Raw genomic sequence first — 18,255 nt, 5'->3', positions numbered from 1 at the left:
CAATTCTTAATTTATTAACATTTTTAGGTCCGCCTCAATTTTTCACCCATTAAAAATCAAACCTTATATTTTTGAAAACATTCATTTATTGTGACGTATAAGTAATTTTACGTAATTTTTATCTTACATACTGTTAAGCAAGTGTTAAGCCATGCTATACTTGTTAGGGAAATTAAACATGCTGTAGCGGAGCCCTATCTAACTTTTCGCTCATCAAATTCTCAATTTATTGATTTTAAAATTGATATTTTTGGCTACTGAATTTTAGCTGAATATATTTGTGCTTTGTTTATATTGCACAGAAGGAATGAGATGTGTATACGCAATTTTACCTATTCGCTATAACGATTAGTGATAAAAAAAATACCTATAAAATATATGGTTAATAATACTAATCTATTTAGCATGGTGTAATTGCAATGCCGCCAAGCTGAGTAATTTCTGACACTGATTAAACACGCATTTTTATTGAATGGATATATTTTGGGATTTTTATGGCATCTATTAACAACCTCAACGAAGTAGCACAAAACGCCTTGCAAAAGGCAGTAATAATTGACAGCTTGAAGGAAGGTATTCAGGAATTCACAGTGGATGATCTGAAAGTTTTCACATCCTCTGTTAGAGATATCAATTTGAATATCGGTAACGCCAACCATGCTCTCTTAACCGGCGACCAAGACCTTGATATCGTAGGCAACGATAATGACAATTTCATCGTCGGTAACGACGGCAGTAACTGGATCGACGCCGGAAATGGTAACGATCAGATAGCTACTGGCGCGGGTGACGATTTCATCAAGCTGGGTGCTGGCGATGACGTGATTGAAATTGATGGCCCTGGTGATAAAACAGTCAATGGCGGCGAAGGCAATGATCTTTTCGTTATCAAGCCGGGCTTAGGTGAAAATTCTCATGTTACATTCACCAATCTTAACGTTGGCGACAAATTGCGTGTTTATGCCGATGCGAATCAAGACGGCAAAATCACTTGGGACGATGTTGAAAGCGTAGGCCCAGACGCCGACGGCAATACTACATTTGTGTTAAAAGACGGCTCTTCATTTACCCTGGAAGGCGTCGGCAACCAGGATGATATCACCTACACTATCGGTGAAGATGGCGAAGGTAATCTGTACGTAGAATTGTCTTAAGTTTTAATTCTGTAAAAAAAACCCTGCCCAGTTTGTATCGCCGGCAGGGTTTTTTATTTGAGGCATACATGGATAACGCGCAAAACCTTAACATCCTGTTTATCCACTACGATTTACCCGCCCAGTTTGATCATCTTATTCATTACTTCAGCACACAAACATCGCATAAGGTTTACGCTATTTGCCAGTCCAGTGCGCCACTGGCCCGACACAAGAACAACCGGGTTACGCTGTATACTTATCAGCCCAGACCTGCCAATTCAGGCACTCACCGTTATGTCCTTGACCTGGAGCGTTGTGCGATTAAAGGGCAAGCTATCGTCAATATATTGCAAACCTGTAAACGGCAAGGTATTCATTTTGATCTGGCTGTCGCACATACCGGCTGGGGTGAAACGCTTTACTTTAAAGATATTTATCCTGATACGCCATTACTGGGCTATGTCGAGTTCTATTACCATGCCCAGGGTGCCGATGCCGGTTTTGAACCCGAGGATGTTATTTCAACCGATGAGGCCTTGCGTATTAGAACCCTCAATGCCCAGCTACTGCTCGGCATGAGCAGCTGTGATGCCCTGATCACGCCAACAGCCTGGCAGAAAAGCCTGTTTCCGGCCATATGGCAACCGCATATCAATGTTATTCATGAAGGCATTGATATTGACAAGGTTAAGCCTGATCCGGCTATTCGTTTCACCTTGCCGACGGGCGTGACCTTAACCCGCGATGATGAGGTAGTGACTTACTGCGCGCGCAATTTAGAGCCTTATCGCGGCTTTCCCACTCTGCTAAAAGCTGTTGAGCTGATTTGCCAGCGTCGGCCGCATTGCCATGTAATTATCACCGGCGGCGATGATGTCAGCTATAGCAAGCGCTTGCCGGACGGACAGAATTATCGCCAACTGCTGCTCAAAACGGTTAATTTACCGCAGGATCGCGTGCACTTTCTCGGCAGCGTTCCTTATGCAACACATTTACAAATACTGCAATTATCTTCTGCTCATATTTATCTGACTTATCCGTTTGTGCTGTCCTGGTCTTTTATGGAAGCATTAGCCAGCGGTTGCGTTGTAATTGCTTCTGACACGTCGCCTGTAATGGATGTATTGCAACCCGATATTAACGGGCTGACGGTTAATTTTTTTGATTATCAACATATTGCCGACCGTGTCGATCAGGTTTTCGACCATCCTCAGCGTATGCGGCATTTAGGCGAAACCGCGCGCCAGACCATTGAGCAATACTATCAGCATCATTTTTCCATTCGCCGCTACACCCGTCTCTTTCAACAACTGTTAGCGCCAACCGCCGAGTCACACTATGCGTGAATTGTTATTAAAATGCCGGGCTTTTGTGTTTTACACAGGCATTTTTAGTTTTGTAATCAATATTTTATTATTAACGCCGGTTATTTTTTTAATCAATGCGCTAGACCGCGTGCTCTCCAGTCGCAGCCTGGAGACCTTGTTTATGCTCGCCATTATGGCCGTGTCCGCGCTAATGATAGAGGCGTTTTTGGAAAACGTGCGCACCAGACTGCTCAGCCGTTTTAGCTTAACCCTGCACCGCTTACTGGGCCTATCGACCTTAAAAAAGATACTGGAGATTAAACAAAAGGACAATCAGACCCGTTATGGCATGGAAGATGTCGATACTTTACAGAATTTTATTACCACTACAGGCGTTAAAGCCTTGTTTGATTTACCGTGGCTGCCGTTTTATTTAATTATTCTGTACTTTTTTCATCCTTTTCTTTGCTTATATGCGGTTATTGTCGTATTGATATTGATTGCACTGGCCTACTGGGAGCATAAAGCGACCCATCACAATCAGTCGCAAGTGAGCGCTTATTCACGCGGCGCACGTAACTTCCTCGATTTGGCGTTTAGCAATAACGAAGTGGTCAATGCGCTCGGCATGCAGGAACGCATTGCCAAACGCTGGTGGTTAATTAACGAAGACTATTTGGACCGCAAAAACCGGGTCGAGAATAAAATTGCTACGATTCAATCAATAACGCAATTTGTACGTACCAATATAACCATTTTCAGCTTGAGCATCGGCGCTTATTTGGTTATTCATGAAAACTTGTCGCCCGGCATTATGATCGGCGCGAATATTCTGATGGGGCGCGCCATCGCCCCCATCAGTTCATTGATTGCCGCCGGCAAATCCTTTATCGATGCCAGAGCCGCCTATAACCGGCTGGATACGTTGCTGAAAGACTCGGCAGCTACCAATGGAGCACTAACATTGCCCGCGCCTTTAGGCAATCTATTAGTCGAGCGCGTGTTTTTTTTCCTCAACAGAGACCGTAATATCCTGAACGGCGTCAGCTTTAATCTGAATGCAGGCGAATGCCTGGCGGTGATCGGCTCCAGTGCCTCAGGTAAAACATCTCTGGCACGCTTATTGACAGGTTATAACAAGCCGAACGATGGCTCTGTGCGTTTAGACGGTGCTGATGTCAGCCAATGGTCAAAAAATGGCTTGGGCGCAATGATTGGCTATTTGCCCCAGGATGTTCAGTTATTCAGCGGTACGGTAGCGGAAAATATCGCTCGCCTGGAGTCTGTCAAAGAACACGAACATGAAATCATTCATGCTGCCAAACGCGTCGGTATCCACGACATGATCTTGAAATTGCCGCAAGGCTATGACACCGATATTGGCGAGAAAGGCAATAAACTATCCGGCGGACAGCGTCAACGCCTAGGCTTGGCGCGCGCGATATTTGGCGATCCTAAATTCCTGGTGCTGGACGAACCGAACTCCAATCTCGACGGCGAAGCCGAGCTCGAGCTCTTGCGACTGTTAAACACCTTAAAACGACACGGTACGACTATCGTGGTAGTAACGCATAAACCGAACCTGGTTGAAGTCGCAGATAAAATTTTGGTTTTACATGAAGGCAACATCATTAAGTTTGGGCCGAAAACCGATGTTTTATCGCAAAAAACCGGAACTTTATCGCAACTTGAATTGGCATAAGGCTATCTGACATGCTTGCAAAAATACTAACACACAGCCTGCCGCAAGTGCATATCGATGAGTCTGGCGAGTCAACCCGTATCGTACGTGCCGGACTATTTTTTGGCGTTTTGCTTGTCGCCATTTTTGTAATGTGGGGATTTCTTGCCCCTATACACGGCGCGGTGGTAGCTGACGGCATTGTTAAGATTGATTCTAACCGCAAAAGCATTCAACACCTTGAAGGCGGCATCATTAAGGAAATTTTAGTGCGTGAAGGCAGTCGTGTTGAAAAAGATCAGCCTTTGCTGATTTTAGAAGATATTACAACCAGTTCCCAACTTAATATCCTGGAAGATCGTTATCAGGCAGGCAAAGCCAAGGAAGCACGCTTATTAGCACAAAAGAAACATGCGGCAAGCGTTTCATTTCCACAGGAATTGACAGAAGACAATAGCGATAAGACCAGGAAACTCTTGGCCAGCGAAATTGAGCTGTTTAATTCCAGGCGCAAAAACTTTGTTGATCAGGTTAATTTGCTGAACTTTGAAATTACTCAGGCGCAATCCCAGATCAATGGCTTTCGTAATGAAATGGAAGCGATTAAGTCGGGAATGGGTTCTATCAAAAAGCAACTCGACGCCAGCATCATTTTGCAGCGCAAAGGCTATGTTGAAGAATCCAAAATTTGGGAACAAGAACGTCTGCTGTCGGAAAAAAATGAACGGTTAGGCTCAATACAAGCCGAGATTGCCGCGGCTCAAGCCAATATTACAAATACCCGGATAACAATTATCAATCTGGAGAACACTTATACACAAGAAGCGGATGACCAGCTTAAAGAAACGCAAAAAGAGCTGTTGGAAGTCCAGGAACTGTTAAGACCGGCTAAAAATGCCCATGAACGGTCAGCCGTTACCGCGCCGCTCGCAGGTCAAGTGATTAATCTTAAAGTCAGCACGATTGGCGGCGTTATCCGTCCCGGTGAAGATCTGTTGGAAATCGTGCCCCGTCAAAATGAGCTGATCGTAGAGGCGAAAATCAACACCGGCGATATTGATAACGTGCATATTGATCAATTAGCGCATATTCAATTAACCGCTTATAACAGGCGCACAACACCTATGCTGGCCGGCAAAGTGACTTATATTTCCGGTGATGTTCTGGAAGACACGGTGAATCGCGGCACCTATTATTATCTTTGCCATATTCAAGCTGATGAAGCCGCCTTATCGCAACTGGCCGATAACGTTATTCTGTTCCCGGGCATGCCAATTGCGGCATTTATCCAGACTCGCGCCAGAACATTTATCGATTTTCTGCTGGAGCCTATTATCGATAATATGCGCCGCGCTTTTCGTGAAGAATAATAGTTAGTGATAAACGAGATGGAAAAAACAGTAACAGTACCGAGCAAAGCCGATAAAGAATTAAATGTTGGCTCCGATTATAAAGGCCGTGTCGAGAAAATGCTCGACCACGTTATCGTCGGTTGGGCGCACGATCAAAACCAGTTGACACGCCCGGTGCAAATTGATGTGCTATGTGGTACGGAAAAAATTATTACTTTGACGGCTAATCAGGATGCCAAATCGATTGGCCTGGACGATATCGGCGCCTGCGCTTTTAGCCTACCGCTTAATGACCCTTGGCTAGCTGATGCTAAACAGGAGCTGACTTTTGTTTACGCGGATACCCAACAAGTTTTAGCGGGCAGTCCATTTAAAATCGGGCCGGGGCGTTTTGATTCCAAGTTCACGGTAGAGCATGGGACGCGTTTGCTCGGCTGGGTGCAGCAACGCACGCTTGGTGAACATGCTTATAGCCTGACGCTCATGCTGGATAACCAATTATTGTGGCGCGGCGACTACCACAGCGGCGCTCGCTTCGATCTGCGCATTGATTTGCCTCGCCTGGTATTCGATCACAAGCCACACACGCTGCAAATTATCCTGGCCGATGCCGATAATAAACCCTGCATGATCACCACCCGTAAGATTCATCATCAATACCGGGGATATATTGATCACGTAAGTTTTGACAAGCTGACAGGCTGGCTGATCGATACCGCCTACCCCGAAATTCCGGCAATGATTGATGTCGTGATTAACGGCGTCAAGCATGCGACTGTGACTTGTCATCTCAGCCGACCTGATGTTTCTACCAAAATAGCCGCCATGACTGACCGCATTGGTTTTGACGTTACTTTACCAAAAGATCTGATCCTGGATGCGGTAAACAGTATCGAGATTTTTATCGCGGGCACAAACACACGGGTGATTGCCAAAAAATATATTTTAACGCCTAAGGACATCATCATACGTTCGCTGATTTATGCCGCCGAACAATTAAAAGGCGTACCCACTGATAATAATGAGGATGAGCGCTCGCTATCGGCCGGTTTGACAGCGCCCGTTGAAGCACATGCCTGGGTTCGCCAGCATGTTATTACGCCCATGATTCAGCAATTGCGTCAAAATCCTGGATTACCACGTACCTTGCAAATCAATCCGACACATTTTGTCGCTGAGCCTTGTTTGGATAAAGCGCCAATTGTTGACATTATCGTGCCGGTTTATCAAGGTTTTGATCAAACCATAGACTGCATTACCAGTGTGCTGACGGCGCAAATTAATACCACCTTTGAACTGATCGTGATTAATGATCATTCGCCGAATGGACAGTTGACTTACAAGCTAAGAGCCATGGCCAAGGAACTGGGTTTTACGCTTATTGAAAACCCTAAAAACCTCGGTTTTGTGGCAACGGCGAATATCGGCCTGGGACAACATAAAGACCGCGATGTCGTATTGCTCAATTCGGATACGCTGGTTTTCGATCATTGGCTGGACCGTCTGGTCGCCGCCAGCCATCAAAACAGCAATATCGCAACCGTAACGCCTTTTTCCAATAACGCGACGATTTGTAGTTTTCCCAGATTTAATGCCGATAATTCAATTCCGGACGATGTCGATCCGCAGCAATTGGATCAATGGTTCGCTGAATGCAACAGTGGACAGATAGTCGACTTGCCGACAGCGATCGGCTTTTGCATGTGGATCAAACGTGAAGCGCTGGAGGAAACCGGCTATTTAGACGTTCAGCAATGGCAACAAGGCTATGGCGAAGAAAACGACTTTTGCCTGCGCGCTGCAACGCTGGGATGGCGGCATGTGTTGGCCGCCGATGTTTTTGTCCTGCATCACGGATCTGTCTCCTTTGCCGAAAGCAAGCAGCAGTTACTCGCCGAAAATCTTCCCAAATTAAACAAGCGCTATCCGGACTATCCGCTAACTGTCGGACGCTTTATTCAGCAAGATCCGATTGCGGTACTGCGCAATCCGGTCATTAAAAAACTGCTGCAACAGCGGTCTAATCATTACTGGTTATTCGTAATGCACAGTTTAGGCGGGGGCGCAAAAACACATGGCGATCATTTGGCCGAATTATTGGCGCAACAAGGCCAGCCGGTACTGGAATTAAGCGCTTTAACCAGCACGCGATGGGAATTGCGCGATCAACAAGGCGAACTGCGCTTAAGCTATCATTATCCCCAAGACTACCCGCGATTAATAAGCGATTTACGGGAGCTTGGCATAGGGCGTATTCATTTTCATCAGGTTCTCGGATTTCCCAAGGACATTTGGCAATTGCCGGAACTGTTAACCTGCCCTTTTGATTTCACCGCGCATGATTTCCTGCCTCTTTGCCCGCGCATCAATATGATTGACGAAAGTGGACGTTATTGTGAGAAATCGCAATATGATGTGGCAAAATGCCAGCGTTGCATTCAACTCAACGGTTTGCCAGAAGTGGTTGGCCTTGACGATTTATGGCAGCAACACGAGCAGTCAATGGGCAACTGGCGAGAATACGCGGCACAGGTTTTAGCGCAAGCCGAAAATATATTTTGCCCATCATCCAGCACGGCCGGGCTATATCAAAAACACTTCGATTTACATAATGTCGTCATACGCCCTCACCCCATGCCGCCCTTTGTCATCCAACCCAGAACACCGGTTGACAGGGAAAAAGCGGTTAGTGTAGCGATTATCGGGGCGATTGGGCCTCATAAGGGCTATTCGCTCTTATTGGACTGCGCCAGACACGCGCTTAAAGAAGGCCTGCCTTTGCATTATGTCGTCATCGGCTTTACTTGTGATGACGCTTCTTTACAGCAATTAGGTAATGTCACCATTACCGGCGCTTATCAGGACTCGGCACAACTTAGTCAGTTGATTGAGCAGCATCAGTGCCAATTAGCGGCTTTTCTCAGCGTATGGCCGGAAACATTTTGCTATACCTTGAGTGAAGGACTGCAAAATCATTTATATCCAGTGGCGTTAAATTATGGCGCACTGGCGGAGCGCATCAATGACTTAAATTACGGTATGGTTATACCTGCCAATGCAACCGCTAAAACCATCAATCAAAAGCTATTGCTTGCGACCCAAAAAATAAAATCAACACAGCTGTCACTCAACCATCCAGGCGTTGATTATCCCAATTTACTTAAAGATTATTACCAGATCAATGAAGTGGATTAAAAAGCTTTTCACAAAAAATAAGCGCGACCGTCATGAAAGCAATAATAGCGGGGAGCAGGATGCCCCATCGTTCGATGGCACATCATCAGACTCGGCTGCTGTTAACGAACCGATTACTGAAGCAGCAGCGCCGCTGAAAAATAAAACCGATATTTTAGTATTTGATCCCAAGCGACGTATTTTTATCGTAAAAAAACGCCTGCAAACCATTGCCTTATACGATCCGACAGCAAATTTGATACGCATCAAAAGGCATGATGGTACAGAGCAGCGCATACCTTTTGAAGCCGCCCTAAGCGATCACAGTTTACCTTTAGCCGGTTACTGGTATCAGCCTGAACACTGCGACGTCGGTGTCTATTGCTCTGCGCGGGGAGCGTTTTTTCTTAATCATAGCCAGACCGGCAAGCGGCAGACCATTGAAAGCCGAATTTTTAACACCGATAGAATCATGATGCCTGTTGTAGGCGACTGGTATGGCAATGGTATGCACTCTATTGGACTTTATGATACTGAAACCGCGACGTTTTTAATTAAATCCCAAGTCAGTGAAGACAAAAGCGACATCGTGTTTAGCTTTGGTTCGAACCAACACTCAAGCATACCGCTGGCGGGGGATTGGAATGGCGATGGCAAAGACTCGGTCGGTTTGTACTTGCCGGAAGCCGGTGTATTTTTCTTGCATAATACACTGGAAGAATGCTTATCGGCAGACATGAATTTCCACTTCGGCCCACCGAATTCAGACATGCTGCCACTAGTTGGCGATTGGGACGGCGATGGTCTCGACAGTATAGGCTTATATAGTCCCGAACAAGGTTTGTTCTATCTGCATAACAAGAATGAAGGCGCCGATAAAATCGACCATAGCTTTTATTTCGGCCCGGCTCACCCTGGCTTAAAGCCTTTGATCGGCGATTGGAACGGCATGAAAAAGACCAGCATAGGCGTTTTTGACCCCACGTCAGCGACATGTTATTTAGCTAACGCCTTGGCTGGCGGCCATGCTGATTTAGTGCTGAGATTTGATAATGCATCGCCCTTATCCATACCCTTTGTCGTATCATATCTGGTGTAACCGTCTTTCAAGCTTATATTCATCCTGTCAAACTTCGGCCCATCTTCCCTCTACTCGTCTATATGAAATAATCAGAGCAATACGGAACAGTGACTGAAAGGGCTAGCATGAAAAGACTTATAAACCGGACCTTGATCCAAACATTATAATTACATGATTTACATTACACCGGAAAAACTAACCATTCTAAAAAATCATGGATTGGACTTTTATGTTCCGAATCGGCCAATTGCAAGTGATTTCACCTTTGAACCGCCCTGCTCAATTAAATTTACCACAATCGAACAGGCCTGCAGCATGGGCGCGTTCAGCTATATCGTCAGTGGCTTTCTATGTGGTGTAAGTATAGGCAGGTATTGCTCAATCGGAGAAAGTGTGCAGATTGGACGCCAAAATCATCCACTAACCTGGCTATCAACAAGTCCATTTTTATATATGGGAAATAAAAATATTTTAGAGGTAGGTACTCGTTTTGAACCTTGCCTAATGCATAATCCGGCAAATTTATCTGCTCCTGCCACTTCCCTAAAGACCACAAAAATTAAAAATGACGTCTGGATTGGCCATGGCGCGATCATTAACGCAGGCGTGACAATTAACAATGGCGCTGTAGTGGGCGCGGGCTCTGTGGTTACGCGCGATGTGCCGGCCTATGCCATTGTTGGCGGCAATCCCGCGCGGATTATCCGTTATCGCTTCCCTGAGCAAACTATAGCCGCTTTGGAACGAGTACAGTGGTGGCGCTTCAGCCCCAGACAAATTGCCGGTCACCCAAACAGGCTACCGGTTAATGATATTGAACAATTAATCACCAGACTGGAAACATTAAAAGATAATCTAAAAATTTATACGCCTGCCAAGTATCAGCTCAAGAATTTATTAACTTCTTAACCTGTTCACACGCTTCCTGACTTAGCACAACAAGCCAATCTGATTTTATTGCTCGAAAGATGATAAACGGACTCTGAGCTTATTTCTTAAAGTTACATGCACAATGCATAAAAAATACCGCATACTATTTTATGGCTTACTGTTATGGCTCTTGAGCATGCCAGTTGCCGCTCAGGATCTGCTGCAAGTTTATGAACTGGCGTTACAACGTGATCCCATACTTAAACAGGCAGAAGCTAATCGTTTAGCCGTCGGTGAAAGCGATGATCAAGGTATCGCCAGATTATTGCCTACTTTGGATCTATCAGCCGATCATTCCCGGAATTATTTGAACAACACAAAACGACGCCCGACATATCAAGGTTCAGGTGCGCAAGCTTACTGGAATACAGGATTTGAATTAAATTTAACTCAACCGGTATTTCATTGGGATTACTGGGTACAACTTGGTCAGGCAGATAATCAAATAGCTCAGGCTGAGGCGCTATACCAGGCGGAATTGCAAAATCTCATGCTGCGTGTTGCCGAAGCTTATTTCAATATATTGGCAGAACAGGATAACTTAACGTTCACCCAAGCAGAAAAAAATGCTTTTGCCAGCCAGTTGGAAAAAGCCCAGGAAAGCTTCAAAGTTGGCATGATGGCGATGACCGATGTGTATGAGGCACGCGCAGCCTATGACCGGGCTAAAGCGGATGAGATCGGAGCAAAAAATGAGGTAAATAATAGCAAAGAACGTTTACACGAGATTGTCGGACCGATTGAAATTGAACCAGTGGCTCTAGAGCAGCAATTGCCGTTAAAACAACCGGATCCTAATAATATTGATGCGTGGAGCAAAATTGCCGAAAATCAAAATTTGAATATATTGGCAGTATTAAATGAAGCCGAGGTAGCTCGCAAGACTATCGATCTACAACAAAGTGCTCATTATCCTGTAGTGGATATTGTCGGGTCTTATTCGGTAACCGACAATGACAGTTCATTTGGTTTGCGCGGAGATCAGCAGCGGATTGGCTTGCAATTGAATATGCCGTTGTTCACCGGTGGCGCCATCAACTCACGGACCCGTCAAGCTCAGCATGAATATGAACAAGCCCGCGAAAGATTGACTGAGACTCGCCGCTCAGTTGACCGTCAAGTAAAGGATGCTTATCGCGGAGTAATGACCAGCATCAGCCAAGTGGAAGCATTAAAGGCAACCGAGGTCTCCATGCAAAACGCACTTGAAGCGACGCAGGCAGGTTTTTCGGCTGGCACCAGGACAATGGTTGACGTTGTAAGAAGCCAACAGGATTTATACCAGGCCAAGCGTGACTATGCTCGTGCCCGTTACGATTATTTAATTAATGGACTCAAATTAAAACAATCGGCAAGTATCATTACTGCTCAGGATTTAGAATTGATCAATCGATTACTTGGCAAATGATATTAAGCTCAAAAATGTCCGGACAGACATAGGCTGGGCGGAGTAGATTAGCCAGGAGAAATAAAACAACTGCATGGACAAGCTTCACCCCGAGCCACGCTTATCCGGGCGGTCGCCTGGAATCAGAGTTCGACCTGCCGGTCAAGAACAGGCTCCGAGATTCGGTCCGGATTTTTAATTCCCCTACTTAAGCATCAATTCTGCTCGCCGACTATACAATCGACGAGCACAGCCCTTGTATTTTCAGCATCTGGCGTCCATGCCGCCAGATGCTGATCAATAACCCATCAATTTTAGCCACCTTTCTCTTTACGGCGCATGTCTATGTATTCGTGATGTTTCTTCCGAAACGCATCCCTTTCTTCCTTTGTCTTCATCCCATCCAGCTTCAGCAGATAATTGCACCGCTCCTGCTCAGTCATGAAATCAGCACCATAGATATGAGAATAAACAGGCACATCACCTATCCTGCCGGTTAACTCTTGAGGGGGAGCTTTAAAAGATTCCTCTTGCTGCTCTGACTCGGACTGGGCAATGGAGTTGAAAGACAAGGAAACCATGAATAAAGAGGCAAGGAATGACATAAACAGTTTATTTTTCAACATGAAATATCTCCTTAATACTTTAGGTAAATAGCACCTTCTGCTTTAAGCAATAATGAAATATCTCTGGGAAGGCACCGAATCAACATAAGCAGGAGCCGCGATCACTCCAAGGTTAATTCCACGAAAATAAAATCGTACTTATTCAGCACTATCAAAAATACTGAAAGACGACAATTTCCCCTATTACTGTCTTACTTGAATGTGACTGAGCACTTCATTGTTAGTTCATATCTGATTACTGAAGGAAATATCCGGCCATCAAACAGCTGCCCCCATGGCAAATCCGCATAGATCCGGTTACCAAAAGCCTTGAGATTACTTTTTCATTTTTCAATCAACATGATTACCCATGATGGTAGCGCAGCCATGCGCGTGTGATGGTTTTTTAAACACTAGCTCCCTTTATTATTAAACGAGTGACTCGGACGATAAAACGGAGAGCTTATATATTATTTTATGATTTTCAAAGGAAGGACATAATTTTACCGGCTCCTAGCCGACAATAATTTAAGCATGTCGCAAAGTATGTTGTGCGCATGCAGCGCTACTATGGGGAAGGCTTATTTCGCGTTATTATACGCAAGCTCAATTTCATGCAACCCCATAGATAATCTCAAAGATTTCTTCAATTGAGGCGGTTGACTCATCGATTATATAAACAGTATTATTCGGGTAGAAAGCATAAATTTTATCACTCTGATGCTTATAGCGAAATTGATCACCATGCTGGATCATGGGCGTGCCAATACCCTTGTTAATAAAATCCTGAATCGCTTCAAGTTTCGGACTGTAATAATTCTTGACGCCATACACTACATTTTCCAAACGGCGCTCGTTCGGATTATCCAAATTAAGCAAAGCATACAAATCATAATCACCATACATATATCGCATGCGCATGGAACACTGGGCACCTTCCAACTGAGCATGGCTATTCCTCCACCTCGGCATCGTCTTGCCAAAGCAGGGTGACTCATCCTCCGTAGAAATCATCAGGCATCCATAATATTTACTGTTGATGTCGGTATCCACGGCAAAACAGCCTTTCTCGCTGCCGTGCCGCTTAAACATTTTCTTTGATCTTTCATCGGGCGTTTTATCCTTAAGGAAATCGTTCCAGGCCTCGACAGCTTTTGCATACCGTCCTTCCTTGAAGGCTCGTGCTCCCACCAGCGTTGGATCGACCACCAAACCGGCAGTTTTTGCATGGATAACAGGACCGCAGGCAAACGGTATATAAACGTTGCAATCGGCTGTCTTTGCCTTGCAATCTATCGGCTTCGGATACATATTCTTATTGCCTATGTATTTCAGCGATTCGGGATTGGTCGCTCTGACCAGGATAATATGATTGAAGACCAGAGCCGCCGCTTTAAAAACATCAATATCACTCCGCCTGATGCCTAATCTGCTATCGCCCCAATCAAATGGTTTGATTTTCCTTAATACCTGAGCGTGCCTGAACAACTCTTCATGCATCTGGCCGCGGCGGTTTGCCTGTACTTCAGGTCGCGCAAGTTTGTTGTATCTCATTGGCTCTCCATAAATCCTGCTTGCCGATTTTCTCTTCCTCATGCAACTGTCTACCTTAGTCATTGGCCGATAGGTGTGAAAAGCGCACGTTCACTCTCCTCAATTCCAAGCAAATTGCTCATGACAATAGACGACCGTTCAAACTAGTATTTTCCCTGCGATGCGATCATAGTATTTCCGATTTATCCTTAAATCATAATAAGCCTGCGAATCATAGCTAAGCGTAAGCTGCATGAAATCCGTCCATGCCTAATCTGCTTTTCTTCATTCAGTTTCTTTAAAAGCCATTGCTGAATACCTAATAAGCGCATAGGAGATAGTGCATCGCAATCTCGTACCCTCCACATGTTTCAGCATTATCTTCACTTCGATAACGCAGAAACTAGCCACAATCACCAACACTCCGGTATTTTCGAAAAACCGGCCAGAATATCTCATCAATTCGGAACCGGTCGTAAACCAGTCGCCAAAGGTAACGTTCCAACTGACCTGCCAGAAATTTAAAATTGCTCAAAACTCAGTTGATACAGGCTCGGCAATTCCAGAGGGAATCCGAACAATTCATTCCAGATAAGAAGCTGCTCTTTATAATTGTATTTAGGAATTATTAAGAAATTCTTACCTAGCGTAATTACTCAGGTTATTTATATCTCAAGCCAGGATTGTTGCAAGAAAAAACTTATCGCCACCTACAGGGCATTACTGTTGATAAGATTCTGAATTTTGTTTTATGTACTATTTATTGGCGTCTTTTAGTCCCGTTGACTCCGCTATCATCACGCTCTACCTCTGAACTTTAGAAATCACCAAAAACCCATGAGTTACAGCAGAAATGCCAACCGCTAATGGAACTGATGACCGACTTAAGCTTTGGTAATTCTCTTTCCACTGAATCAACCAATCGGCTTGTACGACAACAGCAGAAGCATAGGTAAACTGTTAGAGGCTTTTTTAATCCATTTGGCTTTAATCGAAATCTTTTTACTGAAGTTGATTGACGATTTCGGCAATTACGGAGACTGCTAATTGAGCCGTCTCCAAATACAGAGAGAGCCTTAATAAAAATATGTTTATCGAAGAATTAAATTCATTGCTAAAAAATCTAATTTATCTATACTGTAATCAGCATTTATGCGCATCTTTCTACTGGCTTTGATTTCTCTGTATCCCGCTATAGGCCGAACAACAGGAGTTTTCAGCCCGATCAAAACATTATTGATTAAGTTTTGCTCCGCCAGTATTTTAAGTGCTACCATTGGATGCAGTGAAATGTTTGAGCCGGCTTTATTGTTAAGGCTGGGATTTATAACGCCAACTGAAATTGGCGATTTTTTTAAGTTAAGAGTGTAATATGTCAGAGCAAGTTGTAGGTACCGTTAAATGGTTCAATGATGAAAAAGGGTTTGGATTTATTGAACAAGAAGGTGGCAAAGATGTTTTTGTTCATCACAGTGCAATTAACGGCACCGGCCGCAAAACCTTGCGCGAAGGTCAGAAAGTTACTATGCAGGTAACTCAAGGCCAAAAAGGCCCGCAAGCTGAGAATGTAACCCCAGCGTAAAAACCGTAATTCGGGCCCAAAAGTCTGTTGGCTTTTGGGCTTAATCCGCATACGCAATAATCGCAAATTTACTTTTGATAAATTTGTCATGTTGCATTATTTTGTTAGTTATTATTAACATTCTCCCTTAGCGAGACTGCAAGTTTTTCTTGTAGACTTTCTCGTTGGCCTCACAATTCTCTGATTGCTGGCTGCGCAATTACTGTTTTATCAGTAAAAATCACACTACCAACCCTTTAGCCGGTTACAGAATCTTTGCCATGCCTGAGTTTTCCTTAAACACAAACTGGCTCATACCTGCTCCTATTGAAGCAGTCTGGTCATGTCTGATAGATACTGAAAACTGGCCGTTCTGGTGGAAATATGTAATATCTGTTGAGGAAATAGAATCGGGGGATGCATCCGGCCTTAATAATATCAGGCGCTATTGCTGGCGCACCTGCTTGCCGTATACTCTGACGTTGAATTTGTGCGTCACTGAAATACAACCTTGCCGTTTTGTCGCTGTAAAAGTAGATGGCGATTTACAGGGTTATGGTCGTTGTCAATTATGTTCGGACTCTGCTAACCATTACACTCAGGTTAAATACAAATGGCATGTGCAAACCTGTAAACCCTGGATGAATCGATTTGCGACATTAGCTGCACCGGTTTTTGCATGGAACCATGATCGAGTCATGAAGTCAGGAGAAGAAAGCTTAATCCGATACCTGTCAACTGTTAAAAATTTATAAATAACATGGAATAATAGCTAGCATCAGGTTACCCTTTATCAATTTACAACTGATACGCAAAAATATGGCGCAATACATATATTCAATGAATCGGGTAGGGAAAATTGTCCCGCCCAAGAAATACATACTGAAAGATATCTCACTATCCTTCTTTCCCGGCGCAAAAATTGGTGTGCTGGGTTTAAACGGTTCCGGTAAATCGACACTACTGAGGATCATGGCAGGCATCGATAAAGAAATCGAAGGCGAAGCGATTCCGCAGAAAGGCATCAATATCGGTTATCTGCCGCAGGAGCCGCAACTGGACCCCAATAAAACCGTACGCGGCAATATCGAAGAAGCTGTCGCCGAAACCAAAGCGATTCTGGATCGTTTTAATGAAGTCAGCAATGCCTTTGCCGATCCTGATGCCGATTTTGATGCCTTACTGGCGGAACAGGCAGATCTGCAGGAAAAGATTGAAGCAGCTGGAGCCTGGGAACTGGATAGGAAACTCGAAATTGCGGCCGATGCACTGCGCCTGCCGGACTGGGATGCCGATGTGACCAAATTATCCGGTGGCGAAAGACGCCGCGTCGCCTTATGTCGTTTACTGTTATCCAACCCGGATATGCTGCTGCTGGACGAACCTACCAACCATCTGGACGCCGAATCGGTCGCCTGGCTGGAACGTTTTCTGCATGACTATCCCGGCACTGTTGTCGCAGTCACACATGACCGTTACTTCTTAGACAACGTCGCTGGCTGGATTCTGGAACTGGATAGAGGCTCGGGCATTCCATGGGAAGGCAATTACTCCAGCTGGCTGGAACAAAAAGGCCGTCGACTGGAACAGGAAGAAAAGCAGGAATCCTCACGTCAAAAAGCCATGAAAGCCGAGCTCGAATGGGTGCGCTCGAACCCTAAAGGTCGCCATGCGAAAAGCAAGGCGCGTCTGGCGCGTTTTGAGGAACTGTCATCCCAAGAAGTACAAAAACGCAATGAGACTCAGGAAATTTATATTCCACCCGGTCCACGCCTGGGCGATGTAGTGATCGAAGCCGATGATATCAGCAAAGGCTTCGGTGATCGACTGCTGTTTAACAACCTGAACTTTAAACTGCCGCCGGGCGGCATCGTCGGCATTATCGGGCCTAATGGTGCAGGTAAAACCACACTGTTCCGTATGATGGCAGGTTTGGAACAGCCCGACTCAGGCTCATTGACGATGGGACAAACCGTGCAGTTGGCCTATGTTGATCAGTTGCGCGACGACATGGATCCGAACAAAACCGTCTTTGAGGAAATTTCTGATGGACTGGATATGATTACAGTCGGTAAATATGAAACTCCTTCACGCTCTTACGTCGGACGCTTTAACTTTAAAGGCGCCGATCAGCAAAAACGCATCGGCGAGCTTTCCGGCGGCGAACGCAACCGCGTGCATTTGGCTAAGTTGCTGAAAACCGGCGGCAACGTATTGCTGCTCGACGAACCGACTAACGATCTTGACGTTGAAACCTTGCGCGCATTAGAAGAAGCCTTGCTCGCCTTCCCCGGCTGCGCCGTAGTCATTTCGCATGACCGTTGGTTCCTGGACAGGATTGCCACGCACATGCTGGCGTTTGAAGGCGACAGCAACGTGGTCTGGTTTGAAGGCAACTACGAAGACTACGAAGCCGACCGCCATCGCCGCCTGGGCAGTGATGCGGACAACCCCCATCGGCTAAAGTATAAAAAACTGGCTCAATAGTTCCAATAGCATGGAGTGGAA

The 18,255-nt window shown here is 45.1% G+C and carries 13 protein-coding genes; 11 read left to right on the top strand and 2 right to left on the bottom strand.

The features are described from left to right. Positions 1-494: 494 nt before the first annotated feature. The 8 genes from METLU_RS0105650 to METLU_RS0105615 all read left to right on the top strand — a co-directional run bounded on the left by METLU_RS0105650 (position 495) and on the right by METLU_RS0105615 (position 12,069). The gene (locus METLU_RS0105650) at positions 495-1,154 is read left to right on the top strand and encodes a calcium-binding protein (RefSeq protein ID WP_027157387.1); all 660 of its coding nucleotides are present in this window, start codon (positions 495-497) and stop codon (positions 1,152-1,154) included. Positions 1,155-1,222: 68 nt separating this feature from the next. Continuing rightward, positions 1,223-2,482 (top strand): glycosyltransferase, encoded by a 1,260-nt coding sequence (locus tag METLU_RS0105645; RefSeq protein ID WP_027157386.1) that lies wholly within the window; start codon positions 1,223-1,225, stop codon positions 2,480-2,482. After that, positions 2,475-4,145 carry a type I secretion system permease/ATPase gene (locus tag METLU_RS0105640; RefSeq protein ID WP_027157385.1) on the top strand — a complete coding sequence of 557 codons (1,671 nt, stop codon included), beginning with the start codon at positions 2,475-2,477 and terminating at the stop codon, positions 4,143-4,145. Before METLU_RS0105645 ends, METLU_RS0105640 begins: the two co-directional genes overlap by 8 nt. 11 nt (positions 4,146-4,156) lie before the next feature. Then, the gene (locus tag METLU_RS0105635; protein WP_027157384.1) at positions 4,157-5,494 is read left to right on the top strand and encodes an HlyD family type I secretion periplasmic adaptor subunit; all 1,338 of its coding nucleotides are present in this window, start codon (positions 4,157-4,159) and stop codon (positions 5,492-5,494) included. An 18-nt stretch (positions 5,495-5,512) separates the two neighbouring features. Beyond that, entirely contained in the window at positions 5,513-8,671 is a 3,159-nt protein-coding gene (locus METLU_RS0105630) for a glycosyltransferase (RefSeq protein ID WP_027157383.1), read from the top strand. Then, complete coding sequence (locus tag METLU_RS0105625) at positions 8,658-9,749, top strand: hypothetical protein (RefSeq protein ID WP_027157382.1); 1,092 nt, start codon at positions 8,658-8,660, stop codon at positions 9,747-9,749. The genes METLU_RS0105630 and METLU_RS0105625 overlap by 14 nt, the downstream gene beginning before the upstream one ends. A gap of 153 nt (positions 9,750-9,902) precedes the next feature. Continuing rightward, positions 9,903-10,640, top strand: a complete 738-nt coding sequence (locus tag METLU_RS28935; RefSeq protein ID WP_027157381.1) for a CatB-related O-acetyltransferase — start codon at positions 9,903-9,905, stop codon at positions 10,638-10,640. 103 nt (positions 10,641-10,743) lie between these two features. Beyond that, positions 10,744-12,069, top strand: coding sequence for a TolC family outer membrane protein (locus METLU_RS0105615; RefSeq protein WP_027157380.1), 1,326 nt, complete (start codon positions 10,744-10,746; stop codon positions 12,067-12,069). A gap of 293 nt (positions 12,070-12,362) precedes the next feature. On the opposite strand, the gene METLU_RS0105610 is transcribed toward METLU_RS0105615, so the two are convergent. Both METLU_RS0105610 and METLU_RS0105605 read right to left on the bottom strand, forming a co-directional pair. Then, positions 12,363-12,674 (bottom strand): hypothetical protein, encoded by a 312-nt coding sequence (locus METLU_RS0105610; RefSeq protein WP_027157379.1) that lies wholly within the window; start codon positions 12,672-12,674, stop codon positions 12,363-12,365. Positions 12,675-13,265: 591 nt separating this feature from the next. Next, positions 13,266-14,207 carry a hypothetical protein gene (locus tag METLU_RS0105605; RefSeq protein ID WP_027157378.1) on the bottom strand — a complete coding sequence of 314 codons (942 nt, stop codon included), beginning with the start codon at positions 14,205-14,207 and terminating at the stop codon, positions 13,266-13,268. 1,351 nt (positions 14,208-15,558) lie between these two features. On the opposite strand from METLU_RS0105605, the gene METLU_RS27190 reads away from it, so the two are divergent. The 3 genes from METLU_RS27190 (at position 15,559) to ettA (ending at position 18,234) form a co-directional block, all read left to right on the top strand. Then, entirely contained in the window at positions 15,559-15,768 is a 210-nt protein-coding gene (locus tag METLU_RS27190; RefSeq protein WP_020157177.1) for a cold-shock protein, read from the top strand. Between the two features lie 260 nt (positions 15,769-16,028). After that, complete coding sequence (locus METLU_RS29050) at positions 16,029-16,502, top strand: SRPBCC family protein (protein ID WP_081679022.1); 474 nt, start codon at positions 16,029-16,031, stop codon at positions 16,500-16,502. A 64-nt stretch (positions 16,503-16,566) separates the two neighbouring features. After that, the gene (gene ettA, locus METLU_RS0105585; protein WP_027157375.1) at positions 16,567-18,234 is read left to right on the top strand and encodes an energy-dependent translational throttle protein EttA; all 1,668 of its coding nucleotides are present in this window, start codon (positions 16,567-16,569) and stop codon (positions 18,232-18,234) included. The last annotated feature ends 21 nt before the right edge of the window (positions 18,235-18,255 follow it).

It is taken from the genome of Methylobacter luteus IMV-B-3098 (assembly GCF_000427625.1).
In the GTDB taxonomy this organism is placed as follows: domain Bacteria; phylum Pseudomonadota; class Gammaproteobacteria; order Methylococcales; family Methylomonadaceae; genus Methylobacter; species Methylobacter luteus.
This window is presented reverse-complemented; position numbering and strand designations above follow the sequence as displayed.